This window comes from Pseudomonas mendocina (assembly GCF_900636545.1).
GTDB classification, from domain to species: Bacteria; Pseudomonadota; Gammaproteobacteria; order Pseudomonadales; family Pseudomonadaceae; genus Aquipseudomonas; species Aquipseudomonas mendocina.
Window position 1 is genome coordinate 4,110,019 of the sequence record NZ_LR134290.1, and the last position, 24,652, is coordinate 4,134,670.

The window sequence follows — 24,652 nt, forward strand, 5'->3', positions numbered from 1 at the left end:
CTTAGACGAGGATCAGATTGTCGCGATGCACCAGTTCCGGCTCATCGACATAGCCCAGCAGCCCCTCGATGGCATCGGACGGCTTGCCGATGATCTTCTGCGCCTCCAGTGCACTGTAGTTGACCAGGCCACGTGCCACTTCGCGGCCGTCCGGAGCGACGCAAACCACCATTTCGCCGCGGCGGAAACTGCCCTGCACGGCCTTCACGCCCACCGGCAGCAGGCTCTTGCGGTCCTGGCTCAACGCCTTCACTGCACCAGCGTCCAGCACCAGGGTACCGCGGGTCTGCAGGTGGCCGGCCAGCCACTGTTTGCGTGCCGCCAGCAGGCCACGCTCGGGGGCCAGCAAAGTACCCAGGCGCTCGCCGGCCTTGAGACGAGCCAAGACCTGCTCGATGGCACCGCCGACGATGACAGTGTGCGCACCGGAACGCGCCGCCAGGCGCGAAGCGCGCAGCTTGGTCTGCATGCCGCCACGCCCCAGCGCACCACCAACGCCACCGGCCACGGCATCCAGCGCCGGATCATCGGCACGCGCTTCGAAAATCAGCTCGGCATCCGGATTGTGCCGCGGATCGGCGGTGTACATGCCGTCGCGATCGGTGAGGATTACCAGTAAATCGGCCTCCACCAGGTTGGCCACCAGTGCGGCCAGCGTGTCGTTGTCGCCGAAGCGGATCTCATCGGTAACCACGGTATCGTTCTCGTTGATCACCGGCACAACGTCGAGGTCGACCAGGGTGCGCAGGGTGCTGCGCGCATTGAGGTAGCGCTTGCGGTCGGAGAGATCGTCGTGAGTCAGGAGAATCTGCGCGGTGCGCCGGCCATGCTCAGCGAAACTCGACTCCCAGGCCTGCACCAGAACCATCTGGCCAATGGCCGCAGCCGCCTGCAGCTCATGCATCGCGCTAGGTCGGCTGGTCCAGCCCAGACGGCTCATGCCAGCCGCCACAGCGCCGGAGGACACCAGCACCAATTCGACACCCTGTTCGCGCAGGGCCACCATCTGCTTGACCCAAACCGCCATGGCTGCACGATCCAGGCCACGCCCGTCAGCGGTCAGCAGCGCACTGCCGATCTTCACCACCCAGCGCCGTGCGCCGGTCACCTTGTCACGCATGATCTTCCAACCTTAGCCAGAAAACGATGGGGCCCACCCCACCTACAAAAACGCCGCAATTAAGCGGCGTTGAAAATTTGCTTAATCCCGGACGTAAATGATTTCCGGGCCATCGTCGTCTTCATCATCGAAGAAGTCGTCGTCTTCGTCGATATCGTCGACGCTACGCACACCGGATTTACGCAGCGCACGCTGGTCATCCAGCGCCTGCAGACGGGCACGCGCCTCGTCCTCGATGCGTTGATCCAGCTCGGCCAGCTCCTCGGCGAAGACCGGGTCTTCGGCGATGCGCTCGGCACGCACTTCCAGGTAATGCATGATGTCGCGGCTGATGCGCTCGGTGCCGTCGCGGCTAATGGCCGACACCACGTAGACCGGGCCCTGCCAGTTCAGACGGGCGACGATATCGGCCTTGCGCGCTTCGCGCTCGTCCTCGGGTACCTGGTCCATCTTGTTCAGCACCAGCCAGCGATCACGCTCGGCCAACGCCGGGCTGAAACGCCCCAGTTCGTCGATGATCACCTGAGCCGCCTCGGCCGGATCGCTCTCGTCCAGCGGCGCCATGTCCACCAAGTGCAGCAACAGGCGGGTACGTGCAAGGTGCTTGAGGAAGCGAATGCCCAGACCGGCGCCTTCGGAAGCGCCCTCGATCAGACCGGGAATGTCGGCGACAACAAAGCTCTTGAAACGGTCGACACTGACCACGCCCAGATTCGGCACCAGGGTGGTGAAGGGGTAATCAGCGACTTTCGGCTTGGCCGCGGATACGGCGCGAATGAAGGTGCTCTTGCCGGCATTGGGCAGACCGAGCAGGCCGACGTCGGCCAACACTTTCAACTCCAGCTTGAGATCACGCGACTCGCCCGGCTTGCCAGGCGTGGTCTGACGCGGCGCACGGTTGGTACTGGACTTGAAGCGCGTGTTGCCCAGCCCGTGCCAGCCGCCCTGAGCGACCATCAGGCGCTGACCGGCCTTGACCAGGTCGCCGATAACTTCCTGGGTGGCCACGTCGATCACCGTGGTGCCGACCGGTACCGGCAGGATCAGATCCTCGCCCTTGGCTCCGGTGCAATCGGTGCTGCCGCCTTTCTCGCCATTCTGCGCTTGGAATTTGCGGGTGTAGCGGTAATCGATCAGGGTGTTGAGGTTCTCGTCGGCTTCAAGGAATACCGAGCCACCGTCACCGCCGTCACCGCCGTTGGGGCCGCCCTTCTCGATGAACTTCTCGCGGCGGAAGCTCATCATGCCGTTACCGCCGTCACCGGCTTTTACAAAAATCGAAACTTCGTCGACAAATTTCATGGATACGCCTCCCGCAAGCGCTGCGGGTCAACAAAACAACGTAAAGGCCCTTGCCGGATGACCCCACGCAGGCAGCGTGGCGTTACGGGTCATCGGGCAAGAACCCAAGGATACAGAAACAAAAAAGCCCCGTCCTACGGACAGGGCTTTTCCAGCGCGTAGGCGATTAGGCCTGAACGACGCTCACGTAGCGACGGCCGAAAGCGCCCTTCACTTCGAACTTGACCACGCCTTCGATCTTGGCGAACAGGGTGTGGTCTTTGCCGATGCCCACGCCGAAGCCCGGGTGGAACTCGGTGCCGCGCTGACGAACGATGATGTTGCCGGCCTTGATGACCTGACCACCATACATTTTCACGCCAAGGCGTTTACTTTCGGAATCGCGGCCGTTACGGGTAGAACCGCCAGCTTTTTTGTGTGCCATGAGTCAATACTCCTATAAAGGGATCGGGGCCGACGAATCAGGCCTGGATACCGGTGATTTTGATCTCAGTGAACCACTGACGGTGGCCCTGACGCTTCATGTGGTGCTTACGACGGCGGAACTTGATGATGCGCACTTTGTCGTGACGACCTTGCGAAACGACTTCGGCAACCACTTTAGCGCCGTCTACGACCGGAGCGCCGATCTGAACGTCGTCGCCATTGCCGATCAACAGAACGCGATCGAAAGTCACGGCTTCGCCAGTGGCGACTTCGAGCTTCTCGATCTTGAGGAATTCGCCTTCGGTGACTTTGTATTGCTTGCCACCAGTAACAATTACTGCGTACATGGTAAATCTCCGTTAATCCTGCTCACCCAGCGCTTTAGAAAAGTCGTTATTGGCTGGCATGGCTGCTCGGGGCCGGAAGTGACACCCTTGCAATTGCGTAAGGCAGGGAAATGCCCAGGGGGAAGTTCAGGGTGCGCGATTGTACGCAAGCGCCGAACGCTGCGCAAGGGCCACAGGCACTTGCCTTGACAGCCCCCACCCTGCCACCTAGCATGCCGCGCAACCTCAAAGGAGCACCAGTCGCCGATGCAACCCCAGGCTTTTTACCGCGTGGTAGCGGACGATTTCACCGCCGTCGATGCCATCATTCGCCAGCAGGTGGTTTCTCGCGTGCCGCTGGTGGAAAAGATCGGCGACTATATCATCTCCGCTGGCGGCAAGCGCCTGCGTCCACTGCTGGTACTGCTCAGCGGCCGTGCCTTGGGCTACCAGGCCGACGACCTGCGCCTGCTGGCCGCCACCATCGAATTCCTGCACACCGCCACCCTGCTGCATGACGACGTGGTCGACATGTCCGACATGCGCCGTGGCCGCAGCACCGCCAATGCCCAATGGGGCAACGCACCAAGCGTGCTGGTAGGCGACTTCCTTTATTCACGCTCGTTCGAAATGATGGTCGAGCTCGGCTCCATGCCGGTGATGAAGATTCTCTCCCACGCCACGCGCGTGATCGCCGAAGGTGAAGTGCTGCAGTTGTCCAAGGTGCGCGATGCCAGCACCACGGAAGAGACCTATATGGAGGTCATCCGCGGCAAGACAGCGATGCTGTTCGAGGCTTCCACTCATGCAGCCGCCGCACTGGGCGGCGCCAACGAAACGCAGCGCGAAGCCCTGCGCACCTTCGGCGACCATCTGGGCATCGCCTTCCAGCTGGTCGACGACCTGCTCGACTACAAGGGCGACGCCGCCAGCCTGGGCAAGAACGTCGGCGACGACCTTGCCGAAGGCAAGCCTACCCTACCGCTGATCTACACCATGCGCGAAGGCACCGAGGAGCAGGCTGCCCTGGTGCGCCGTGCCATTCAGAAAGGTGGTATCGAAGATCTGGAAAGCATCCGTGCCGCGGTCGATGCAGCCGGCGCTCTGGATTACACCGCACAACTCGCACGCGACTATGTCGAACGCGCCATCGCCTGCCTGGACGTGCTGCCCGCAGGTGAGTACCGCGACGCGCTGATCGAGCTAAGCCGCTTCGCCGTCGCCCGCACACACTAAGAAGTAGCCCGGATGCAATCCGGGAAAGCCTTACCCAAACGATTCGCCCCGGATTGCATCCGGGCTACAGGCTGGCGATACATAGCAACAACTCAAACAAAAACGCCCCGAACCAGTCGGGGCGTTTTGCATTCGGGCGCGGTTTACAGTCGCAGGCCGCCGTCCAGCTCCAGGATTCGACCGGTGTAGTAGTCGTTCTCCAGGATATAGGCCACGGAATGAGCGATCTCGGCCGGCTTGCCCATGCGCTTGAGCGGAATGCCCGAGGTCATTTTCTCCAGCGCTTCCGGCTTCATGCTGCCGGTCATCTCGGTTTCGATGAAGCCCGGCGCCACGCCCGCGACGCGAATACCGTAACGCGCCAGCTCCTTGGCCCAGACCACGGTGTCGGCAGCGACGCCGGCCTTGGCAGCGGAGTAGTTGGCCTGGCCCATGTTGCCCGCACGGGAAATGGAGGAGATATTGACGATCGCGCCCTCGTTCTTCAGCTCGATCATCTTCGCCGCCACTTCGCGAGTGCAGAGGAACACGCCGGTCAGGTTGACATCGATCACCGCCTGCCACTGCGCCAGACTCATCTTGGTCATCTCACCATCTTTCACGCGGATGGTCAGGCCATCACGCAGGATGCCGGCATTGTTGACCAACCCGTTGATGGCACCGAAGTCGTCGGCCACCTGGGCGACCATATGAGTCACCTGCTCTTCATCGGCGACGTTACACAGGTAGGCACGAGCGTCACCACCGGCAGCCTTGCAAGCGGCCACGGCTTCATCGAGTTTTTCCTGGTTCAGATCGACCAGCGCCAGCTTGGCGCCCTTGGCCGCCAGGTACTCACCCATGGCACGGCCCAGCCCCTGGCAACCGCCAGTGATGATGATGACTTTGTCTTTCAGTTGCATCGCTTTATCCCCTCAAGGTGCAGCATTTACCGACCCCGCTGATGCCCGCTAACCGCTATGCTAGGGCGTCTGTCCGTTTATTAGGAATCTGTTCACGGTCTTGCGAGCTAGAGCGACACAAGTCAAAAACAGGCGAGGAAGCGCAATCTACGAGTTGTAAATGAGCATTCCGAGCCTGTTTTAAACGCAGTAGCGCCGACGCGCAGCTGACAGTGAACAGGTTCCTCCAGATTCTTTGCGAGGAGTCATATAGGTGAGCGTGAAAGCCGGCAAGCATGCACGAGAATTGCTGCTCAAGGAATACCGTGGCGTGCTCAGCACCCACTCCAAGGCTATGCCGGGTTTCCCTTTTGGATCGGTGGTGCCCTACTGCCTGGACGCCGAGGGCCGGCCTCTGATCCTGATCAGCCGCATCGCCCAGCACACCCATAATCTCGGGCAGGACGCCAAATGCTCACTGCTGGTCGGAGAACGTGGCGCAGAAGATGTGCAGGCGGTCGGCCGCCTCACTTTGCTCGCCGAAGCACGTCAGTTGCATGACGAAAGCGAAATCGAAGCAGCCGCACAGCGTTATTACCGCTTTTTCCCGCAATCGCGCGACTACCATCGGGCGCATGATTTCGATTTCTGGCGACTGCAGCCGGTGCGCTGGCGCTTCATTGGCGGTTTCGGGGCCATTCACTGGCTCGATCAGGTCGTTCTGGCCAACCCCTTTGCGACAAACGGCAGCGAAGCGAGCATGGTCGAGCACATGAATGAAGACCACGCCAAGGCAATTGCTCATTACGTCGAACTGACCGGCCTGCCCCAGCATGAACCGGCGCAAATGGTCGGTGTCGACACCGAAGGCTTCCACCTGCGCATTGGCCAGAGCCTGTACTGGCTGGCCTTTCCAACATCCTGCAACAACCCGAAAGAAGTGCGTGAAGCCCTGGTGATGCTGGCTCGCGCTGAAAGTTGGCCGACCAGCGGTGCGTCTTCAGCTTGAATTCAGGCCATCACCCCATACTTAACTCCTACTGGAAGCTCGCTTCCGCCAAGGACACCTGAAAATGCGCGCGTTTCTGTTTCTCTTCCTGCTGTTCCCGATCATCGAGCTGGCGCTGTTGATCAAGGTCGGCAGCGCTATTGGCGTATTGCCTACCCTGCTCTTGATCATTGGTACCGCAGTGCTTGGTAGCATCCTGCTGCGCGTTGCCGGGGTCGCAACCGCCTGGCGCGCTCGTGAAAAACTCGCGCGCGGCGAACTGCCCGAGCAGGAAATGCTCGAAGGCCTGTTGATCGCCGTTGGTGGTGGCCTGCTGCTGCTGCCGGGCTTCATCAGCGACATCTTCGGCGTGCTCTGCCTGATTCCCTTCACCCGTCGCCTGCTGGTCGGCAAGATTCGTCGTAGTGCCGAGGAACAGGCCCTGCGTCAGCGGGCCTTCTTCGACGACCAGGCTGCCCGCACCGGCAAGACCAACCCGAACATCCTCGAAGGCGAGTACGAGCGTCGCGACTAACTGCCTCAGTGCGGGCGCCATTTGAGGCGCCCGCTCCCTCGCCCTGCCGGGCGCCTGTAAAAAATTTACGTCAGCCCCCTTGAAATGCCCTTGCCCGCCCACATGTAGCAGTCACCGCAAGGTGCCTGCCCTCTGAGGCAGTCCGACTTTCGCGGTGCGCCCAGCGTGCCGCACCCGGCCTCGCCGGATTTTACAAACCCGCCGACCACTCAAGAGTCGGCAAGTTGGCCATCAATTGTTAGGAGAGATCGACAATGAAGCTTCGTCCTCTGCATGACCGCGTCGTGATCCGTCGCAGCGAAGAAGAGACCAAAACCGCAGGCGGCATCGTGCTGCCGGGTTCGGCCGCCGAGAAGCCGAACCAGGGTGAAGTCGTTGCCGTCGGTACCGGTAAGGTTCTGGATAACGGCGAAGTCCGTCCGCTGGCCGTCAAGGTCGGTGACAAAGTGGTATTCGGCCCTTACTCCGGCAGCAACACCGTCAAAGTCGACGGCGAAGACCTGCTGGTAATGGGCGAGAACGAAATCCTCGCTGTCATCGAAGCCTGATTCCCACGAATCTCCGTTTAACCTTCAAGAATTTGAGGACTGATCAAAATGGCTGCTAAAGAAGTCAAGTTTGGCGATTCCGCCCGCAAGAAAATGCTCGTTGGCGTCAACGTACTGGCCGACGCCGTCAAAGCCACCCTCGGCCCGAAAGGCCGTAACGTGGTTCTGGCCAAATCCTTCGGCGCCCCGACCATCACCAAAGACGGTGTTTCGGTTGCCAAGGAAATCGAACTGAAAGACGCCTTCGAAAACATGGGCGCCCAGCTGGTCAAGGACGTAGCGTCCAAGGCCAACGATGCAGCCGGTGACGGCACCACCACCGCTACCGTTCTGGCTCAAGCCATCGTCAACGAAGGCCTGAAGTCCGTCGCTGCCGGCATGAACCCGATGGACCTGAAGCGCGGCATCGACAAGGCGACCACCGCCATCGTTGCTCAGCTGAAAGACCTGGCCAAGCCGTGCGCCGACTCCAAGGCCATCGCCCAGGTAGGCACCATCTCCGCCAACTCCGACAGCTCCATCGGTGACATCATCGCCGAAGCCATGGACAAGGTCGGTAAAGAAGGCGTCATCACCGTTGAAGAAGGCTCGGGCCTGGAAAACGAACTGTCCGTCGTAGAAGGCATGCAGTTCGACCGCGGCTACCTGTCGCCGTACTTCATCAACAAGCCGGACACCATGGTTGCCGAGCTGGAAGGCCCGCTGCTGCTGCTGGTCGACAAGAAGATCTCCAACATCCGCGAACTGCTGCCGGTTCTGGAAGCCGTTGCCAAGGCTGGCCGTCCGCTGCTGATCGTGGCTGAAGACGTCGAAGGCGAAGCCCTGGCTACCCTGGTCGTCAACAACATGCGTGGCATCGTCAAAGTCGCAGCCGTCAAGGCGCCGGGCTTCGGCGACCGCCGCAAGGCCATGCTGCAGGACATCGCCATCCTGACCGGCGGCACCGTGATCTCCGAAGAAGTTGGCCTGTCCCTGGAAAGCGCCACTCTGGAGCACCTGGGTAACGCCAAGCGCGTCGTCCTGAACAAGGACAACACCACCATCATCGATGGCGCTGGCGCTCAGGTCGACATCGAAGCCCGCGTTGCGCAGATCCGCAAGCAGGTCGAAGAAACCTCTTCCGACTACGACAAAGAGAAGCTGCAAGAGCGTCTGGCCAAGCTGGCTGGCGGTGTTGCCGTGATCAAGGTTGGCGCGGCCACCGAAGTCGAGATGAAAGAGAAGAAAGCCCGCGTTGAAGACGCCCTGCACGCGACCCGCGCTGCCGTGGAAGAAGGCGTGGTACCTGGCGGTGGTGTAGCCCTGGTGCGTGCCCTGCAGGCCATCGAAGGCCTGAAAGGCGACAACGAAGACCAGAACGTCGGTATCGCTCTGCTGCGTCGCGCTGTCGAAGCGCCGCTGCGTCAGATCGTTTCCAACGCTGGTGGCGAGCCGAGCGTAGTGGTCGACAAGGTCAAGCAGGGTTCGGGCAACTTCGGCTTCAACGCCGCGACCGACACCTACGGCGACATGATCGAGATGGGTATCCTCGACCCGGCCAAGGTCACCCGCTCGGCACTGCAAGCTGCTGCCTCCATCGGCGGCCTGATGATCACCACCGAGGCCATGGTTGCCGAAGCGGCTGACGACAAGGCTCCGGCCATGCCTGATATGGGTGGCATGGGCGGTATGGGTGGCATGGGCGGCATGATGTAAGCCGACCGGCTCCCACGCAGTACGAAGAACCCCGCGCTAGTCGCGGGGTTTTTTATTGCCTGCGAAAGAGCCAGACCTATCGAAAATTCACGGGCATTTCCTGTGGACTCGGGAACGTTATCTGCTTATGTTTCGTTACAACCCTGAACGACGCAGTACCCGTTCACGAGGCGGAACCTGCACGAACCACCCATAGAAGAAGAACAATATGGCCCTTTGCAGCACGAGCGAAATTCCTCAGCAGGCGTTCCAGCACTGGTGGCAACAGCAAGGCGACTGGGTCGAAGAGCCCAATGTCCGTCGTGGTGGCGAAAGTGGTGTGCAGCGCCTGCTGGATGAAACCGGCGTGCTCTACGCCAAGAAGCAGATCGGTCATATCTATCGCAGCCTGCTGCATCCGCAAGGGCGCCCCACCGTCCTGCGCGAACGCAAAGCCCTGCAGGCCCTGCCCTCTCTGGGCGTGATGGTGCCGCGGATGATCTATTGCGGTATCGATTATGACCAGCAGCAAGGCTGGCGCGGCCTTTTGGTGACAGAGGCGCTGGAAGGCTTCGAGAACATCGAGCTCTGGTATGCCCAGGGCGGCCGTGAAGCGTGCGGCGAGGCGATACATACCCAGTTGCTGCAACTTGTCGGTGCGACGCTGGCACGCATGCATCTGGGGCGCTGGCAGCACGGCTGCCTGTATGCCAAACACATCTTCGTGCGCATCGACGGCGAAACGCCGCAGGTGGCCCTGCTCGATCTGGAAAAAAGCCGCCGCCGCCTGACCCGCGTGCAGGCCGCCCAGCATGACCTGCCGCAGCTACGCCGCCACAGCCCGTGGTCCGACGCCGACTGGCAGCAAGTGCTTGAGGGGTATCGCCAGATCTTCGCCGATGGCGCCAAAGGTCTCGGCATAGCTCTTGCCTGACCAACCGGCCGTCGGCTCCTTGGCCGACAGCCTTTTACCCGCGCCAACTCGCTCCATCGCTGTACCCCACCAGGAAGTGGCTCTACCTCGCGCCTTTGCGCCGGGTTATGAGATGAACTGCAGGCAACTGCAACTGCCAGGGCCGGCTGTTACCAGGCACCGCAACAAGCACCTAAGGTTACGTTAAGACGTTACCTGCACCATTGTTGAACCAACCGAAAAGGCCCGAGTCCCAGCACAGCCCCGGCTGATGCCAGCTACACGCTAAGACCGTTCGTCGCATGAGACGACGACGAAGCAATGGGTGATCTAGGTTTAGCAAACAGCGTTTGGCAGCGCTTTCAAGGGGTTAGCAAAATGAAATTAGAAATAGCACGAGGTTTGTTCCTTGGCCTCGCACTCAGCGTAACGGCAATTGCTGCCGCAGCCTGGCAGGAGCCCGGCCCCCGCGTACTGGAAGCGCGCGAATGCACCACCGTCGAGCCCTGCTCCATCACGCCGTTGCGCAAGCAGGTGCAGCCCGCCGTAAAACCGGACGCCAACCTGCTGGTGCTGATGTTCGGCCTCAGCGGCGCGATGAAGGGCGATAACTGATCAACTCTGATCACCGCGTACCACGGCCAATTGGCGGGCGCGGTCGAGCGTCAGACGCACCATGCAGTCGTAGCTGAATTCGCCGAACACCGAATAGGGCTGTTTCTCGCCATAGGGTTTGCATTCGGCATCACGCATCGCAATCCAGTTACGCTGCGCCTGGCGCAGCGCCGTACCCGCCTCCTCCGACAACTGCCTCTGGCGCTCGCGATAGGCCGTATTGAGCAGCGCATCGGCATCTCCCAATACCAGCGCACTGATTCCACCCAGCGCCATCAGGTTCTGCGGCAACGCCTGAGGCATCTCGTCGTTCCAGTTGTAGAAGCCATTGGTCTCTACCCGCAAACGCGCCGTGGGCCGGCTGTAAAAGTCGTCGTGATGCGGCTGCAACTGGGTGCGATAGACCAGCTCGAGATAGATAGGGTCGCTGGCACGCTCCGGCTTGGCCAACAGCGTCTGGTAGATCGGCTGCTGAGGACCGCTGCCCTCGTCGATGCTCACCTCGAAACAACTGTTCGGCGCCAGACGTTGCTCCGGCTCTTTCGCCACCGGGCATTTGATCACGATGGAATCCAAGTCGGTGCCGAAGGCCTCATCCAGCACGCGCACCAACAAACGCACCTCCGGTGCCTGGGAGAAATCGGCGTGAACGACGGTAGCAGTGAGCGTACCTTCTGCGGCAGCAACTAGCGGCGACAGACACAGAGCGAGCAACACGGGCATGCGCATGGATAACCTTCCCTGGCGATGAAAACGAGTCGGCATGATGCTTAGCACCGCACTGCCTGACAAGCAGGGCGGCCATGAAGGCGAGCAGTGGTTCTCGCTGCGCACCGGTCTACTGGCCAATAGTGGCGTTTTAGAGCCTCTCGTTCAGTTTTGCTTAAGTAAGAATCTTTATCGTTGCCCCGGAAGTGACCAAACGGTCACAGGCGTTTGGCTGGCAGTCGAGAACGTCACTCATGAAAATGACAGGAGATGCAACGATGAACTCAACCGCTTCCCGAACCGGCAAGACCCTGCGCCCAGTTGCCAAGGACCAGGCCCAGGCCGCCCTGCACCAACTGGTGCAGGGCTTTCGCCGTTTTCGCCAGGAGGTCTACCCGCAGCAGCAGGCACTGTTCAAGCGCCTGGCCTCGGCGCAATCGCCCAGCGCCATGTTCATCACCTGCGCCGATTCGCGCATCGTCCCCGAGCTGATTACCCAGAGCGACCCCGGCACCCTGTTCGTCACCCGCAACGTGGGTAACGTGGTGCCGCCCTACGGACAGATGAACGGCGGCGTTTCCACGGCCATCGAGTACGCGGTACTGGCGCTCGGCGTGCAGCACATCATCGTCTGCGGCCATTCCGACTGCGGTGCGATGAAGGCCGTGCTCAACCCGGCCAGCCTCGACGACATGCCCACGGTGCGCGCCTGGTTGCGCCATGCCGAAGTGGCGCGAAGTGTGGTCGAGAGCAACTGCAACTGCGGCAGCGCCCATGAAACCCTCGGCGTGCTGACCGAGGAGAACGTGGTGGCCCAGCTAGACCACCTGCGTACTCACCCTTCCGTCGCCGCACGCCTGGCTAGCGGCCAACTGCACATCCATGGCTGGGTATACGACATCGACAGTGGCGGCATCCGCGCCTACGACGCCGCTTCGGGCAACTTCCTTGCGCTCGATGGCGACGAGCAGCCCTGCGCCACCCCGCAACCGCGCTACGCCAGCGCCTGATCCCCCACTTTCCAGAGCCTGCGCCCATCAAGGCGCGGGCACGGGCTGCGTTTGCCCACGCGTTGGGCAAGGAGAGATAACGCCATGAATGTATTTCGCACACTGCCACGGGACGTGCTAGCGTCCGTGGTGGTCTTTCTCGTCGCCCTGCCGCTGTGCATGGGCATCGCCATCGCCTCCGGCATGCCGCCGGCCAAGGGCCTGATCACCGGCATCATCGGCGGTCTGGTGGTCGGCTTCATCGCAGGTGCGCCGCTGCAGGTCAGCGGCCCGGCAGCCGGCCTCGCGGTGCTGGTATTCGAGCTGGTGCGCACCCATGGCATGGCTGCACTAGGCCCGGTTCTGCTGCTCGCCGGGTTGATCCAGCTGGTCGCCGGCACTCTGCGCCTGGGCGGCTGGTTTCGCGTCACCGCGCCTGCTGTGGTGTACGGCATGCTGGCCGGTATCGGCGTACTTATCGTGCTGTCGCAGGTGCACGTGATGATCGACGCTGCGCCCAAGGCCTCCGGCCTCGACAACCTGCTGGCCTTCCCCGGCGCCGTGCGTGACGCGCTGAGTCTGCTCGGCAGCAACGCCATGATCGCCGGTGCAGTAGGCCTCGGCACCATCGCCAGCATCTGGATGTGGGAACGTTTTCGCCCGGCGCCGCTGCGCTTTCTGCCTGGCGCGCTGGTCGGGGTGACGCTCGCCACCCTGGCCAGCCTGTGGCTGGCGCTACCGGTCAAGCGCGTGGAGCTGCCAGCCAACCTCGGCGATGCCATCGACTGGATTACTCCGCAGGGCTTGGCCAGCCTGGCCGACCCACAACTGCTGATTGCGGCACTGGCGCTGGCCTTTATCGCCAGCGCCGAGACGCTGTTGTCTGCCGCCGCCGTGGACCGCATGCACGATGGCCCGCGTGCGCGCTTCAACCGCGAACTGGCCGCCCAGGGCATCGGCAACATGCTTTGCGGTGCAGTCGGCGCCCTGCCGATGACCGGCGTGATCGTACGCAGCTCGGCCAACGTCCAGGCCGGAGCTCGCGGCCGCGCCTCGACCATTCTCCACGGCGCCTGGCTACTGGCTTTGGTCGCCCTGCTGCCCGGCGTACTGCAGAGCATCCCGGTGGCCAGCCTCGGCGCGGTGCTGGTGTACACCGGCTGCAAGCTGGTCGACCCAAAGGCCATGCGCAACCTCGGCCAGTACGGCCGCGCCCCAGTGTTCATCTATATCGCTACGGCGCTGTGCATCGTCTTCACCGACCTGCTGACCGGCGTGCTGGTGGGCTTCGCCCTGACCTTGCTGAAACTGGTGTGGAGCGCCTCGCGCCTGCGCGTGAAACTGGTGCCCTCCGGCCCGAACAGCGCCGAACTACGCATGAGCGGCGCCGCCACTTTCCTGCGTGTGCCACAACTGGCCAAGCTGCTGGCCAGCGTCGAGCCGGGCACCAGTGTGCACCTGAGCCTGGCGCGGGTCAGCTATATCGACCATGCCTGCATGGAACTGCTGGAAGACTGGGGCCGCTCCGCCCGAGCCCAAGGCGGCGGGCTGGAAATCGTCGAAGGGGCAGCGTTGAAACGCCGGGTGGAAGGTAGACAGCGCACGGCGCTGGCCTGATTACCCACGGCTCACTCACCCAGGCCGCTGAGTGAGCCAGGTCAATGGATCGACTGATGAAGTATGGCGCAACGCCATTATTCGCAGTAATGTCGATCCATCGCCCAGCAAGGACGCACCATGGCCAGCAAACCCAACACCGCCCGCCAGCATAAGCACTTCGCTATCTTGATCAAAGCGAATAGTGCTCAGGACACTATCGTTGTTAATTTTCTGGAAAGTTACTCACTACAGGCTTATCTATGGCGATTGGAAAAGCTCGCTTAACACAAATAACTTAGACTCACACTATGAAAGAAGAAAAATTCGAGCAAGTTTTCAACACAGCAAACCTCTATGAGATTTTTGAGAAAAAAATCCTACCAAAGCCTTCTATTGGAATTGATGGAAGCAACATTGAAACCTTCTCAAAAACAGCCCTAAAAACATTATCCATCGCCAGCAAAAAAATATTATCTGAAAAGTTCGAATTCTCCCCGTATCTTGAAGAACTAAAAATTAAAGGGAAAAATAAAACTCCGCGAGTCATATCCAAACCAACAAACAGGGACCGAATTATCCTGGCCGGACTGCTATCAATCCTACAAGAGGAATATTCAGAATCGGTAAAGCGCGAATTACCAAACCAAATAATTAGAAAAATAAAAGAAGAAATCAGCAAAGCAAAGAAAGATTTAAGCTATGTAAAGATAGACATAACAGCCTTTTATGACAACATCAATCACCGCAAGCTACTTAAAAAACTTGAAAAAAAACTGGACCCCAAAACATTAACCCTAACATCTAAAGCAATAAAAAATATAACTGTCACACATACCACAAAAAAGAACGAATACCCCTCCTCCAACAAAATAGGAGTGCCACAAGGGCTTTGCATATCAAACATATTATCAGACATCTATCTAAACAAGATCGACAAAAAATACTCAACACACACATACAATCGCTTTGTCGATGACATCTTAATAATCTCAGAAAACAAAACATTAGAAACATCAGAGAACATAAAGCACGACCTAAAGAAACTAAAACTAGAAACAAATGACAAATCAAGCGAAGGAAAAATAAGTCAAGGAATGGAGTACCTAGGATATTTATTTCATGGGAAAAACCTAGTATCCGTAAGAAACTCCTCAAAAGAAAGATTCATCCGAAGTCTCATTGCCACAATAACTAGATACAAGAACACAAAAAACAACCCCAATGCCAAACACTGGCTCACAGATGAAGCGAGAGTAACCATACTTATAGAAACTCTAAATGAGAAAATAACTGGAGCCATCAGCGAAAAGAAAAGATACGGATGGATATTTTATTTTATAGAAATAAACGACATGAAGCTCCTGCACGAAATAGATTCCATTGTAAGGAAAAACTTTTGCAAAGCAGGTTTAAAAAGCCACTTACCCCGTCTAAAAAGATTATCAAGAGCGTATCACGAAGCAAAGCATAATACCCATGGCAACTACATACACAACTACAACAAATACAACACACTACAAGAAAAAATAAACTATCTTATCACCATGGGAATAATTGACCCAGACGGACAACATAGCTATGCAGCAGAGCATATTGAAAAAGCCTTCGAAATAAAAAAGCAAAAAAACCTCTTGCAACTCGAAGTGGATCTAGGTAGCTTCTCATGAGCCTCCCCCTTGCACGACGCGTGCAGATCCATTTTAATGGGTAATGGTTATTCTGCCTTTTAGGCTAGGGCTCCGTATAACGGGGATATTAACAGGGTTAATCCTGAGGGGGAGGCCACTATGAACACACAAGAAAATGACTACATACAAACACTAAAAACAAAAATATGGACCACTCGAGGGGCAAGATTTAACGCTTACAGAAGACTGAGCAGGCGATCAAGAATAACCACATATTTAATTAGCATCTACTCTGCTTACGTACTAATAGCCAGCTCCTTCGAAGAGCAACTAAGCATCTACTTCCCTGAAGCGCCATCCACCCTTAAAATCGTTTTATTCTCTTCATCCCTAATAATACTACTATTGAGTGTAATTGAAAGCTCCTCACGGTATGAGATAGCAGCTTACAACCTACATGAAAATGCAAAAAAACTCTCTCCACTAATAGAAAAGCTAGATCAGCTAGCCACTTCCCAAACTAGCGCAAACACACTCGAAAGTGCCACATTGATATCAGAAGAATATACAGACATCATAAATTCATGCCCTGAAAATCACTCCTCTGTAGATTACGAAAAATTTAAGATTGATCATCCAGAGCTATCCCCACATAAAAACCGCCTCCTGACATTAGCCCATTACTACTTTTCGTCAATAATCTTCCTCCTCACGATTTTCACACCATTAATTTTAATACTTTCGTTAAAGTGACTTGAATCCATATTGCAAGTAGAGTGGAGGCACTAAACTTGCAACTGTAAGTAGGGTGGACAACGCGAAGCTTGTCCACCCTGTCGTGCTGCGTGTCGAGATCTCTGTCCTACACCAATCGCCCCTTCATTAGGCCGAACGGAATCGTTGTGTAGAGGGTTGAGCGGCATGGATGCCGCGAGAGCCGCGATGGGCCAGGGATGGCCCTTCGCGGCGGGCCCTCGGAGCAATGATGGAGTGAGGGAAGTCGAGCGAAGCGAGACCCGGATGGCGGGGCACAGCGTTTTTGCTTACTTTTTTGGCGTTTGAAAAAAGTGAGTCGCCGTAAGGGCGAAACCGTAATTTCAGACAACAAACTTGCGGCGTCGGAGTGCAATACCCCAGCAAAAGCCCAAAGCGCCCTCTCCCCTAGCCCCGCCCTGCGCCCCAGCCCTTCGCAGAGCTCAGGTCGCTTCAGCGGGCGAAGCAGTGCTTCGCTATTTCCGCTTACGCCCCGCAAGCGGGAGAGGGGAACTGATCGTGTTCATTCAGCAAACTCAGCGAGCCTTCGAGGCTTCCGAGATTTTCGCGGCTGAAGCCGCTCCTACAGATTTGGGTGGCTTCGGGTCGCGGCTAAAGCCCCTCCTACAAGAACGTGGCGATACCAGCCGCCTTGCTTTCACGCCACTGCAATCAACCGCTCGATGATCTGCCGTAGCTCAGGATGCTCCGGCACCCGAATCCCAAACTCCTCGCGCAACACCCTCAGCACCTCATCGACACTCTGCAACTGCACCCGCTCACTCGCCTGCCCCAGGCGGTGTATGGCGAAGCTGCCATTGTTCAGCGTCTTGCGCAGGCCTGGCCCCGTGCGGGCGGCGATCATCTGGCCGCGGAAAGGCGAATCCGGGTGGGTGCACACGTACCAGTTGCCCACCACGTAATCGATATCCGCCACCTTCTGCAGGTCGAACACGTACATCGCCCGCCAGGTGTCAGCCACCAGGGCACGCAGGGTGTAGGTGCCGTCCACCAACGTCAGACGATAGGGCTCGTGCGGTGTGGACTGCTCCGCGTCGATGTAGAGCAGCAGCGGGCCGGTCGGCACCATGCCGCCGAAGCCGACATCGCTGATATAGCGCACGCCATCGATGGTCACCAGCACCAGCATATGGGTGCGCGCCGGCAGGGCATCTTCCGGGCCGCCCATGACCACACGGCCGGTCAGCCCACGCGCGTCGAAGCCCAGCGCCTGCAATAGCAGCAGATACAGGCGGTTGAGTTCGAAGCAATAACCACCACGCCCCTGGCGTAGCAGCTTGTCCTGGATCGCGGCGGGCTCGACTTCCACCGGTATGCCTAGCATGTTGGCCAGGGTTTCGAAGGGGAATTCGGCGGTGTGCCGCACCTGTAGCTCGCGCAGGGTGTCGAGCGTTGGAGGTGGCGCCGAGCAATAGCCCAGGCGCCCTAAGTAAGTGTGCAGGTCCAGCTTGAATGCTTCGCTCATCGTGCTTCTCCCTTTCTGCATGCCGGCTGTTTTACCAGACGCGGCAGATGGGAGATATGCATAGGGTCGATAGCCAAAACACCCATTCCACGACCGACATTTCGCCTTATGACCACAGGCCTTTATAGTACGCGCCCCTATCAGCCCCTCAGGACAAGGATGTAATCCGGATGCCCTCCATCATGTCTGCCGCCATGCTGGCAGCCGCCCTCATCGTCAGCGGTTGCTCCACTGCAACCTGGGTCAAGCTCCCCAAAGACAGCGCCCTCGTCGTCAATGAACGCCCGGTTCTCCACAATCAGGGCCTGGTCAAGACGCGTCCGTTCTCTTGGGGAGCGGCGGGCGGCGTGCCTTATCGTCTGGAGGACAAGCAATCCCATGTCATCCAGAACGGTCGCCTGAAAACGCGCTTCCGCGTTGCTTCGATCTTCTGGCCGCCAGTCGGTATCGCCTACTGGCCGATGGGCTTCGGCCAGCGCTGCTACGACCTGACCGGCCCGGCGCCGCAGACCTGCACCTATCAGGATCTGGTCGAACTGCGGCAGAACCACCGCCTCGCCCGCTAACGAAAAAGGCCGATCTCGCGATCGGCCTTTTCATTCAACGCCTCAGCTCACTCAGCCATTGCTGGGGAAAGCGAACTGCGCGGCCTCATGGCTTTTGCGTGCCGGCCAGCGTTGGGTGATGGCCTTCTTGCGGGTGTAGAAGCGCACGCCGTCCGGGCCGTAGGCATGCAGGTCGCCGAACAGCGAGCGCTTCCAGCCGCCGAAGCTGTGGTAGCTGACCGGCACCGGCAGCGGCACGTTGACGCCGACCATGCCCACTTCAATTTCGTCGCAGAACAGGCGCGCGGCTTCACCGTCGCGGGTGAAGATGCAGGTGCCGTTGCCGTACTCGTGATCGTTGATCAGCTGCATGGCTTCTTCCAGGCTGCCGACGCGGACGATGCACAGCACCGGGCCGAAGATTTCGTCGGTGTAGATGGTCATCTCCGGGGTCACCTTGTCGAACAGGGTGCCACCGACGAAGTAGCCGTTCTCGTTGCCTGGCACGACCAGGTTACGACCGTCGACCACCAGTTTGGCGCCCTGCGCCACGCCGGCGTCGATATAGCCCTTGACCTTGTCACGCGCAGCGGCGGTGACCAGCGGGCCCATGTCGAGGCCGCAGGAGGTACCGGCGCCGATCTTCAGCGCCTGGATCTGCGGGACGATCTTCTCCACCAGCGCATCAGCGATCTGGTCGCCCACGCACACGGCCACGGAGATGGCCATGCAGCGCTCGCCGCAGGAGCCGTAGGCCGCGCCCATCAGTGCGCTGACGGCGTTGTCGAGGTCGGCATCGGGCATCAACACGGCGTGGTTCTTGGCGCCGCCGAGGGCCTGCACGCGCTTGCCGCGCTTGGTGCCTTCGCTGTAGATGTACTCGGCGATCGGCGTCGAGCCGACGAAGCTCAGCGCCTTGACCTCAGGCGCCTCGATCAGCGCGTCGACTGCGTCCTTGTCACCGTTGACCACGTTCAGCACGCCCTTGGGCAGGCCGGCCTGGTTCAGCAGCTCGGCGATGAACAGGGTGGAGCTGGGGTCACGCTCGGACGGCTTCAAGATGAAGCAGTTGCCGCAGACGATGGCCAGCGGGTACATCCACAGCGGCACCATGGCCGGGAAGTTGAACGGGGTGATACCTGCCACGACACCAATGGGTTGCAGATCGGTCCAGGCGTCGATGTTCGGGCCGACGTTGCGGCTGTATTCGCCCTTGAGAATTTCTGGGGCGGCGCAGGCGAACTCGACGTTCTCGATGCCGCGTTTGAGTTCACCGACGGCGTCTTCGATGGTTTTGCCGTGCTCGGCGCTGATCAGCGCGGCAATTTCGTTCTCGTTCTGCTCCAGCAGTTGCTTGAAGCGGAACATGATCTGCGCACGCTTGGCCGGCGGGGTGTTGCGCCAGGCCGGGAAGGCAGCCTTGGCAGCGTCGATGGCCAGTTGCATGGTGGCGCGATCAGCCAGGCCGACGGCGCTGGTGGAGTCGCCGGTGGACGGGTTAAAAACCGGTGCGCTGCGACCGTTGCCGGCAACGCGTTCGCCATTGATCAGGTGGGGGATGTGGCTCATGGGGGTCTCCATCAAAGAATCGGGTACTGGGGAGAGGCGCCCTCTCCCCCGCCCCCTCTCCCGCAAGCGGGAGAGGGGAGCCAGGAATCAGTCGAGTTTGTTCAGCACATCGCCGACGGCATTGAACACGCGGTCGAGGTCTTCGATCTTGGCGTTGAAGGTTGGGCCGAACTGCAGGGTATCGCCACCGAAGCGCACGTAGAAACCGGCCTTCCACAGGGCCATGCCGGCCTCGAACGGACGAATCACGGCGTCACCGTCACGCGGGGCGATCTGCAGCGCGCCAGCCAGGCCGCAGTTGCGGATATCGATGATGTGCTTGGTGCCCTTCAGGCCATGCAGCGCGGCCTCGAACTTGGGCGCCAGCTCGGCGGATTGCTGGATCAGGTTCTCGCGCTTGAGCAGCTCCAGCGTCGCCAGACCAGCGGCACAGGCCACCGGGTGCGCCGAGTAGGTGTAGCCGTGGGTGAACTCGATCATATGCTCCGGCGATGGCTGCTGCATGAAGGTGTTGTAGATCTCGCTGCTGGCGATCACCGCCCCCAGCGGGATGGCGCCGTTGGTGATCTGCTTGGCGACGTTCATCAGGTCCGGGGTCACGCCGAAGAACTCGGCACCACTCCACTTGCCCATGCGGCCGAAGCCGGTGATCACTTCGTCGAAGATCAGCAGGATGTTGTGCTGGGTGCAGATTTCGCGCAGACGCTGCAGGTAGCCCACCGGCGGCACGAGGGCGCCAGCCGAGCCTGACATCGGCTCGACGATCACCGCAGCGATGTTGGAGGCGTCGTGCAGCTCGATCAGCTTGAGCAGTTCGTTGGCCAGCTCCACGCCGCCAGTTTCGGCCATGCCCTTGGTGAAGGCCATGCCCGGCTGCAGGGTGTGCGGCAGGTGATCGGCATCCATCAGTTGGCCATACATCTTGCGGTTGCCGCCGATGCCACCGAGGGCGGTGCCGGCGATATTGACGCCGTGGTAGCCACGGGCACGGCCGATGAAGCGGGTCTTGGAAGCCTGGCCTTTCAGGCGCCAATAGGCCTTGGCCATCTTCACCGCAGTGTCGGCGCACTCGGAGCCGGAGCCGGTGAAGAATACATGGTTGAGATCACCTGGCATCAGGTCGGCAACCTGCTCGGCCAGCTTGAACGACAGCGCATGGCCGAACTGGAAACCCGGCGAGTAGTCGAGGGTACCGAGCTGCTTGGCCACGGCTTCCTGGATTTCCTTGCGCGAGTGGCCGGCGCCGCAAGTCCACAGGCCGGACAGGCTGTCGTAGACCTTGCGACCCTGGTCGTCGACCAGCCAGCTACCCTCGGCACCGACGATCAGTCGCGGGTCACGCTGGAAGTTGCGGTTGGCGGAGAACGGCATCCAGTGCGCATCCAGCTTGAGCTGGCTGGCCAGGGACGGGGTTGCGGTCTGCGGCATGTTCATCGGGGTGGCCTCGGCAGTGGCGGCGTGATCGGGAGCAATGTGGGAGGGGCTTTGGCCGCGACTGTCGCCGCTGAAGCGCCTCCCACAGATACAGCGTCTGTTGCCAGCAAAGGTGCCACGGGCATAGAGTCAGTAAAACAATACTCTTCTTATCTTCAGTTCAAGGCCTACTAAACAAATGAGCAGCCGCCGTCCCGATCCGCTGGCCCAGGTCAGCGACTTTGAAATCCGCCTGCTCAAACTGTTTCGCAGCGTGGTGGAATGTGGCGGTTTTTCTGCGGCGGAAAGCGCCCTGGGCATCGGTCGCTCGGCCATCAGCCAGCAGATGAGCGACCTGGAGCAACGCCTCGGCCTGCGTCTGTGCCAGCGCGGGCGCGCCGGCTTCGCCCTGACCGAGGAAGGTCGCGAGGTGTACCAGAGCACCCTGCAACTGCTGGCGGCGCTGGAGAGCTTTCGCACCGAGGTCAACGGCCTGCACCAGCACCTGCGCGGCGAACTGAACATCGGCCTGACCGACAACCTGGTGACCATCCCGCACATGCGCATCACCAATGCTCTGGCGCGCCTCAAGGTGCAGGGGCCGGACGTGCGCATCAACATCCGCATGACGCCGCCGTCGGAGGTGGAACAGGGTGTGCTCGATGGCCGCCTGCATATCGGCGTGGTACCGCAGGTCGGTGCCCTCTCCGGCCTGGAGTATCAGCCTCTGTACGACGAGCGCTCGCTGCTCTACTGCGCCGTCGGCCACCCGCTGTTCTATGTCGATGACCAACAGCTTGAAGACGAAAGACTCAACGCGCAGGAAGCCATCGCCCCGACCTTTCGCCTGCCGCCGGAAGTACAGAACCACTACCAGGTACTGAACTGCACGGCCAGCGCCTCGGATCGCGAAGGCATGGCCTTCCTTATTCTCACCGGCCGCTACATCGGCTATCTGCCCGACCACTATGCCCAGGCCTGGGTACAGCAGGGCCGCCTGCGCGCGCTCAAGGCCAGCAGCCGCTTCTACGACATCAACCTGGCTGCGGTCACGCGCAAGGGACGTCGCGCGCACCTGGTGCTGGAGAGCTTTCTGGAAGCCCTGGCCGAAGCCTGAATCGCGCACCATGGAAGCGCACGGGCACCATGATCGGGCATGACGTTTTGCTCGGGCGCAACGTCATGCCCTGGGGCCCGGTGTAGCGATGCGACATGAAGCGCAACGTCATGCGCCTTGCCGTCAGCACCACGTCGCCATATAAATGACGGCAAGTTTCTTGCTGGCAAATAGCCAGAAAGGCTTGCACCGCCGCCATTCTCCGCTGCCCTGGCCGTCTGCCTGGTTGTCGCTCCCCCTGGTTCTAGAGGCTCACGATGTTCTTCTTCAATCCGGTTCTAACCTTGATGAACCGCGCACGTTATGCCCACAAATTCCTGCTGATCTTCGCCGTGTTCATGCTGCCCTACTGCTGGCTGTCGGTAAGCAAGCTGCTCGACGTCAATGCCACGCTGGAGCAGTCGCAGCATGAGCTAGAGGGCCTGCAGACCCTCGAACAGTATCTGCCGGTGTATCGCCAGGCCCTGGAGCAGGCCGGCATGCACGTGATCGGCTACGCGCGCAACAAGGATGACGCCAGGCAGGAGATCGAGCGTCGCAGCCAGGCTTTCGTCGGCGCTATCGCGAACCTGAATGCCAGCCTCGAGCAAGGCTCGTTCGCCGACATGAAACTGGCCGAAAGCGACCCCGGGTTCAACGCCGACAAGAAACTCTCGGTGCAGGGCCTCAGCTCGCAGATGATCGAGCACGTCGCCTCGGTGCACGACCTGGGCGCCAACATGCGCGAGATCGCCGCCATGTCCAAGTTGAGCCAGGACAGCAACCCGCGCATCTACCGCAACATCGACCTGCTGCTCAATCAACTGCTGCCGCTGTACGAAGTGCTGACCCAGACCCGCACCTATGCCGGCTACATGACCGCCTACGGCTTCCTCGAATCCTCGTCGCGTTCGGCCATCACCAACCAGCTCAGCACCCTGCAACGCTACGCCGGCGGCATCGAGGCCAAGGGCAACGCCGAGGCCCAGCAGTTGATGACGAGCGCCGCGCGTGATGCCGCCGAGCAATACAAGCGCGAAATCGTCGATACCTATACCCAGAGCGGCTACTTCGACCAGAACGCAGTGGAACACTGGCTGCAGCGCTACGAATCCTATGCGCCGCAGGCAGCCGAGCTGGACAAGGCCGCGAGCCTGCTGCTGGAGGAAACTGCCGGACTGCTGCAGGCTCGCACCGACGCCAACCTGCGCGAGCTGATGCTGTGGGCCGGTGCATTGCTGGTGGTGATCGCCCTGCTGGTGTACCTGTTCATCGGTTTCTACCTCTCGGTACGGGGCGCCATTCGCGACCTCACCAGCGCCACCCGGCGCATGGCCGAAGGTGACTTGCGCCAGCGCGTGCAGACCGCCGCGCGTGACGAACTGGGCGACCTGGCCCAGGACTTCAACGAAATGCAGACGCGTATGAGCGAACTGATCGCCCAGGTCGCACGTTTCTCCGAAACCACCCTGGACAAGGCGCAGAGCGTCAGCGACAGCGCCTCCACCAGCCAGCGCAGCGTCGAGCGTCAGGCCAATGAACTGGAGCTGATCGCCACCTCGATGAGCGAGCTGGTCAGCAACGTCCAGGAGGTCAGCCAGAACTCCCACGTGACTGCCGACAAGGCCAATACCGCGGGCGAGAAATGCCGTGAAGGCCGCGTGCAGGTTGATCACGCCGTGTCGCGCATCAATCAGCTGTTCAGCGAGATGGACGACTCCATCGGCGCCATCACCTCGGTAGAAAAGGAAAGCGAAGAGATCGCCAAGGCCGTCGACCTGATCAAGAGCGTCGCCGAACAGACCAACCTGCTCGCGCTCAACGCCGCCATCGAGGCCGCCCGTGCCGGCGAACAGGGCCGCGGTTTCGCCGTGGTCGCCGACGAAGTGCGCAGCCTGGCCATTCGCTCGCACGAACTGACCGGCGAAATCGACCAGACCATCGGTCGCCTGCGCCAGCAGGTCGGCAGTGCGGTGAAGACCATTCGTGGCAGCCACCAGAGCGCGGCGCAGAGCGTCGAGCAGATCACCCTGACGGCAAATATCTTCGAGCAGATCACCGGCAGCATGGATCAGATCATCGACCACAACATCCAGATCGCCTCAGCCGCCGAGCAGCAGGCGGCGGTGGTTCAGGGCGTCGAGCAGAACACCCTAGAGATCAAGAGTCTCAGTGACAGCAACGCCCACGAAGCGCAAAGCACGGTGAACGTCAGCGACGAGCTGACTGGCATGACTCGCGACCTGCACGGCCTGATCGCCAACTTCAAGGTGTGACGGGTACAGCCGTGGGCCACCCCTGC

At 60.1% G+C, this 24,652-nt stretch carries 23 protein-coding genes; 14 read left to right on the forward strand and 9 right to left on the reverse strand.

Annotated features, from left to right (window positions below; translation table 11 throughout):
* Position 1: 1 nt before the first annotated feature.
* The 4 genes from proB to rplU all read right to left on the reverse strand — a co-directional run bounded on the left by proB (position 2) and on the right by rplU (position 3,195).
* On the reverse strand, positions 2 to 1,120 hold the full coding sequence (proB, locus tag EL191_RS19095) for a glutamate 5-kinase (protein ID WP_041980666.1): 1,119 nt from the start codon (positions 1,118 to 1,120) through the stop codon (positions 2 to 4).
* 81 nt (positions 1,121 to 1,201) lie between these two features.
* Positions 1,202 to 2,422: an Obg family GTPase CgtA gene (cgtA, locus tag EL191_RS19100; RefSeq protein WP_041980665.1), complete on the reverse strand. Its 1,221-nt coding sequence runs from the start codon at positions 2,420 to 2,422 to the stop codon at positions 1,202 to 1,204.
* A 166-nt stretch (positions 2,423 to 2,588) separates the two neighbouring features.
* Complete coding sequence (rpmA, locus tag EL191_RS19105) at positions 2,589 to 2,846, reverse strand: 50S ribosomal protein L27 (RefSeq protein ID WP_013717060.1); 258 nt, start codon at positions 2,844 to 2,846, stop codon at positions 2,589 to 2,591.
* Between the two features lie 37 nt (positions 2,847 to 2,883).
* A complete protein-coding gene (rplU, locus tag EL191_RS19110) occupies positions 2,884 to 3,195 on the reverse strand; it encodes a 50S ribosomal protein L21 (RefSeq protein WP_004424548.1) in 312 nt (103 codons plus the stop codon).
* A 246-nt stretch (positions 3,196 to 3,441) separates the two neighbouring features.
* Here rplU and EL191_RS19115 point away from each other — a divergent pair, with 246 nt between their 5' ends.
* On the forward strand, positions 3,442 to 4,410 hold the full coding sequence (locus EL191_RS19115) for a polyprenyl synthetase family protein (protein WP_017363651.1): 969 nt from the start codon (positions 3,442 to 3,444) through the stop codon (positions 4,408 to 4,410).
* Between the two features lie 143 nt (positions 4,411 to 4,553).
* Here the strand turns inward: EL191_RS19115 and EL191_RS19120 are convergent, their stop codons facing one another.
* Complete coding sequence (locus tag EL191_RS19120) at positions 4,554 to 5,312, reverse strand: SDR family oxidoreductase (RefSeq protein WP_013717062.1); 759 nt, start codon at positions 5,310 to 5,312, stop codon at positions 4,554 to 4,556.
* 253 nt (positions 5,313 to 5,565) lie between these two features.
* Here EL191_RS19120 and EL191_RS19125 point away from each other — a divergent pair, with 253 nt between their 5' ends.
* The 6 genes from EL191_RS19125 to EL191_RS19150 all read left to right on the forward strand — a co-directional run bounded on the left by EL191_RS19125 (position 5,566) and on the right by EL191_RS19150 (position 10,564).
* Positions 5,566 to 6,300: a HugZ family pyridoxamine 5'-phosphate oxidase gene (locus EL191_RS19125; protein ID WP_013717063.1), complete on the forward strand. Its 735-nt coding sequence runs from the start codon at positions 5,566 to 5,568 to the stop codon at positions 6,298 to 6,300.
* 64 nt (positions 6,301 to 6,364) lie between these two features.
* Positions 6,365 to 6,814 carry an FxsA family protein gene (locus tag EL191_RS19130; protein WP_041980664.1) on the forward strand — a complete coding sequence of 150 codons (450 nt, stop codon included), beginning with the start codon at positions 6,365 to 6,367 and terminating at the stop codon, positions 6,812 to 6,814.
* A 254-nt stretch (positions 6,815 to 7,068) separates the two neighbouring features.
* Positions 7,069 to 7,362, forward strand: coding sequence for a co-chaperone GroES (locus tag EL191_RS19135; RefSeq protein ID WP_013717065.1), 294 nt, complete (start codon positions 7,069 to 7,071; stop codon positions 7,360 to 7,362).
* 48 nt (positions 7,363 to 7,410) lie between these two features.
* A complete protein-coding gene (gene groL / locus EL191_RS19140; protein WP_017363647.1) occupies positions 7,411 to 9,057 on the forward strand; it encodes a chaperonin GroEL in 1,647 nt (548 codons plus the stop codon).
* A gap of 208 nt (positions 9,058 to 9,265) precedes the next feature.
* Positions 9,266 to 9,970, forward strand: coding sequence for a lipopolysaccharide kinase InaA family protein (locus tag EL191_RS19145; protein WP_041980663.1), 705 nt, complete (start codon positions 9,266 to 9,268; stop codon positions 9,968 to 9,970).
* Positions 9,971 to 10,327: 357 nt separating this feature from the next.
* Positions 10,328 to 10,564 carry a hypothetical protein gene (locus EL191_RS19150; protein WP_041980662.1) on the forward strand — a complete coding sequence of 79 codons (237 nt, stop codon included), beginning with the start codon at positions 10,328 to 10,330 and terminating at the stop codon, positions 10,562 to 10,564.
* On the opposite strand, the gene EL191_RS19155 is transcribed toward EL191_RS19150, so the two are convergent.
* Complete coding sequence (locus EL191_RS19155) at positions 10,565 to 11,293, reverse strand: lysozyme inhibitor LprI family protein (RefSeq protein ID WP_041980661.1); 729 nt, start codon at positions 11,291 to 11,293, stop codon at positions 10,565 to 10,567.
* Positions 11,294 to 11,550: 257 nt separating this feature from the next.
* Between EL191_RS19155 and EL191_RS19160 the strand changes: the two genes are divergently transcribed.
* The 4 genes from EL191_RS19160 (at position 11,551) to EL191_RS19175 (ending at position 16,241) form a co-directional block, all read left to right on the forward strand.
* Positions 11,551 to 12,282 carry a carbonic anhydrase gene (locus EL191_RS19160; RefSeq protein ID WP_041980660.1) on the forward strand — a complete coding sequence of 244 codons (732 nt, stop codon included), beginning with the start codon at positions 11,551 to 11,553 and terminating at the stop codon, positions 12,280 to 12,282.
* 84 nt (positions 12,283 to 12,366) lie between these two features.
* Positions 12,367 to 13,878 carry a SulP family inorganic anion transporter gene (locus tag EL191_RS19165; RefSeq protein WP_041980659.1) on the forward strand — a complete coding sequence of 504 codons (1,512 nt, stop codon included), beginning with the start codon at positions 12,367 to 12,369 and terminating at the stop codon, positions 13,876 to 13,878.
* A 290-nt stretch (positions 13,879 to 14,168) separates the two neighbouring features.
* Positions 14,169 to 15,527: a reverse transcriptase domain-containing protein gene (locus EL191_RS19170; protein ID WP_080764309.1), complete on the forward strand. Its 1,359-nt coding sequence runs from the start codon at positions 14,169 to 14,171 to the stop codon at positions 15,525 to 15,527.
* Positions 15,528 to 15,647: 120 nt separating this feature from the next.
* Complete coding sequence (locus EL191_RS19175) at positions 15,648 to 16,241, forward strand: SLATT domain-containing protein (protein ID WP_126403519.1); 594 nt, start codon at positions 15,648 to 15,650, stop codon at positions 16,239 to 16,241.
* A 658-nt stretch (positions 16,242 to 16,899) separates the two neighbouring features.
* Here the strand turns inward: EL191_RS19175 and EL191_RS19180 are convergent.
* Complete coding sequence (locus tag EL191_RS19180) at positions 16,900 to 17,727, reverse strand: arylamine N-acetyltransferase family protein (RefSeq protein ID WP_041980658.1); 828 nt, start codon at positions 17,725 to 17,727, stop codon at positions 16,900 to 16,902.
* A 170-nt stretch (positions 17,728 to 17,897) separates the two neighbouring features.
* Here EL191_RS19180 and EL191_RS19185 point away from each other — a divergent pair, with 170 nt between their 5' ends.
* Positions 17,898 to 18,293: a hypothetical protein gene (locus EL191_RS19185; RefSeq protein ID WP_041980657.1), complete on the forward strand. Its 396-nt coding sequence runs from the start codon at positions 17,898 to 17,900 to the stop codon at positions 18,291 to 18,293.
* A gap of 51 nt (positions 18,294 to 18,344) precedes the next feature.
* On the opposite strand, the gene EL191_RS19190 is transcribed toward EL191_RS19185, so the two are convergent.
* The gene (locus tag EL191_RS19190; protein WP_041980656.1) at positions 18,345 to 19,841 is read right to left on the reverse strand and encodes a CoA-acylating methylmalonate-semialdehyde dehydrogenase; all 1,497 of its coding nucleotides are present in this window, start codon (positions 19,839 to 19,841) and stop codon (positions 18,345 to 18,347) included.
* An 87-nt stretch (positions 19,842 to 19,928) separates the two neighbouring features.
* Positions 19,929 to 21,275 (reverse strand): aspartate aminotransferase family protein, encoded by a 1,347-nt coding sequence (locus EL191_RS19195; protein ID WP_017363637.1) that lies wholly within the window; start codon positions 21,273 to 21,275, stop codon positions 19,929 to 19,931.
* Between the two features lie 178 nt (positions 21,276 to 21,453).
* On the opposite strand from EL191_RS19195, the gene EL191_RS19200 reads away from it, so the two are divergent.
* Both EL191_RS19200 and EL191_RS19205 read left to right on the forward strand, forming a co-directional pair.
* Complete coding sequence (locus tag EL191_RS19200; RefSeq protein WP_017363636.1) at positions 21,454 to 22,371, forward strand: LysR family transcriptional regulator; 918 nt, start codon at positions 21,454 to 21,456, stop codon at positions 22,369 to 22,371.
* A gap of 257 nt (positions 22,372 to 22,628) precedes the next feature.
* Positions 22,629 to 24,626, forward strand: coding sequence for a methyl-accepting chemotaxis protein (locus EL191_RS19205; protein ID WP_041980655.1), 1,998 nt, complete (start codon positions 22,629 to 22,631; stop codon positions 24,624 to 24,626).
* The last annotated feature ends 26 nt before the right edge of the window (positions 24,627 to 24,652 follow it).

Excerpts from the sequence above, each read along its gene's own strand:
- proB (WP_041980666.1), bottom strand. The coding sequence starts at position 1,120 with ATGCGTGACAAGGTGACCGGCGCACGGCGCTGGGTGGTGAAGATCGGC.
- cgtA (WP_041980665.1), bottom strand. The coding sequence starts at position 2,422 with ATGAAATTTGTCGACGAAGTTTCGATTTTTGTAAAAGCCGGTGACGGC.
- rpmA (WP_013717060.1), bottom strand. The coding sequence starts at position 2,846 with ATGGCACACAAAAAAGCTGGCGGTTCTACCCGTAACGGCCGCGATTCC.
- rplU (WP_004424548.1), bottom strand. The coding sequence starts at position 3,195 with ATGTACGCAGTAATTGTTACTGGTGGCAAGCAATACAAAGTCACCGAA.
- EL191_RS19115 (WP_017363651.1), top strand. The coding sequence starts at position 3,442 with ATGCAACCCCAGGCTTTTTACCGCGTGGTAGCGGACGATTTCACCGCC.
- EL191_RS19120 (WP_013717062.1), bottom strand. The coding sequence starts at position 5,312 with ATGCAACTGAAAGACAAAGTCATCATCATCACTGGCGGTTGCCAGGGG.
- EL191_RS19130 (WP_041980664.1), top strand. The coding sequence starts at position 6,365 with ATGCGCGCGTTTCTGTTTCTCTTCCTGCTGTTCCCGATCATCGAGCTG.
- EL191_RS19135 (WP_013717065.1), top strand. The coding sequence starts at position 7,069 with ATGAAGCTTCGTCCTCTGCATGACCGCGTCGTGATCCGTCGCAGCGAA.
- groL (WP_017363647.1), top strand. The coding sequence starts at position 7,411 with ATGGCTGCTAAAGAAGTCAAGTTTGGCGATTCCGCCCGCAAGAAAATG.
- EL191_RS19145 (WP_041980663.1), top strand. The coding sequence starts at position 9,266 with ATGGCCCTTTGCAGCACGAGCGAAATTCCTCAGCAGGCGTTCCAGCAC.
- EL191_RS19150 (WP_041980662.1), top strand. The coding sequence starts at position 10,328 with ATGAAATTAGAAATAGCACGAGGTTTGTTCCTTGGCCTCGCACTCAGC.
- EL191_RS19155 (WP_041980661.1), bottom strand. The coding sequence starts at position 11,293 with ATGCGCATGCCCGTGTTGCTCGCTCTGTGTCTGTCGCCGCTAGTTGCT.
- EL191_RS19160 (WP_041980660.1), top strand. The coding sequence starts at position 11,551 with ATGAACTCAACCGCTTCCCGAACCGGCAAGACCCTGCGCCCAGTTGCC.
- EL191_RS19165 (WP_041980659.1), top strand. The coding sequence starts at position 12,367 with ATGAATGTATTTCGCACACTGCCACGGGACGTGCTAGCGTCCGTGGTG.
- EL191_RS19170 (WP_080764309.1), top strand. The coding sequence starts at position 14,169 with ATGAAAGAAGAAAAATTCGAGCAAGTTTTCAACACAGCAAACCTCTAT.
- EL191_RS19175 (WP_126403519.1), top strand. The coding sequence starts at position 15,648 with ATGAACACACAAGAAAATGACTACATACAAACACTAAAAACAAAAATA.
- EL191_RS19180 (WP_041980658.1), bottom strand. The coding sequence starts at position 17,727 with ATGAGCGAAGCATTCAAGCTGGACCTGCACACTTACTTAGGGCGCCTG.
- EL191_RS19185 (WP_041980657.1), top strand. The coding sequence starts at position 17,898 with ATGCCCTCCATCATGTCTGCCGCCATGCTGGCAGCCGCCCTCATCGTC.
- EL191_RS19190 (WP_041980656.1), bottom strand. The coding sequence starts at position 19,841 with ATGAGCCACATCCCCCACCTGATCAATGGCGAACGCGTTGCCGGCAAC.
- EL191_RS19195 (WP_017363637.1), bottom strand. The coding sequence starts at position 21,275 with ATGAACATGCCGCAGACCGCAACCCCGTCCCTGGCCAGCCAGCTCAAG.
- EL191_RS19200 (WP_017363636.1), top strand. The coding sequence starts at position 21,454 with ATGAGCAGCCGCCGTCCCGATCCGCTGGCCCAGGTCAGCGACTTTGAA.
- EL191_RS19205 (WP_041980655.1), top strand. The coding sequence starts at position 22,629 with ATGTTCTTCTTCAATCCGGTTCTAACCTTGATGAACCGCGCACGTTAT.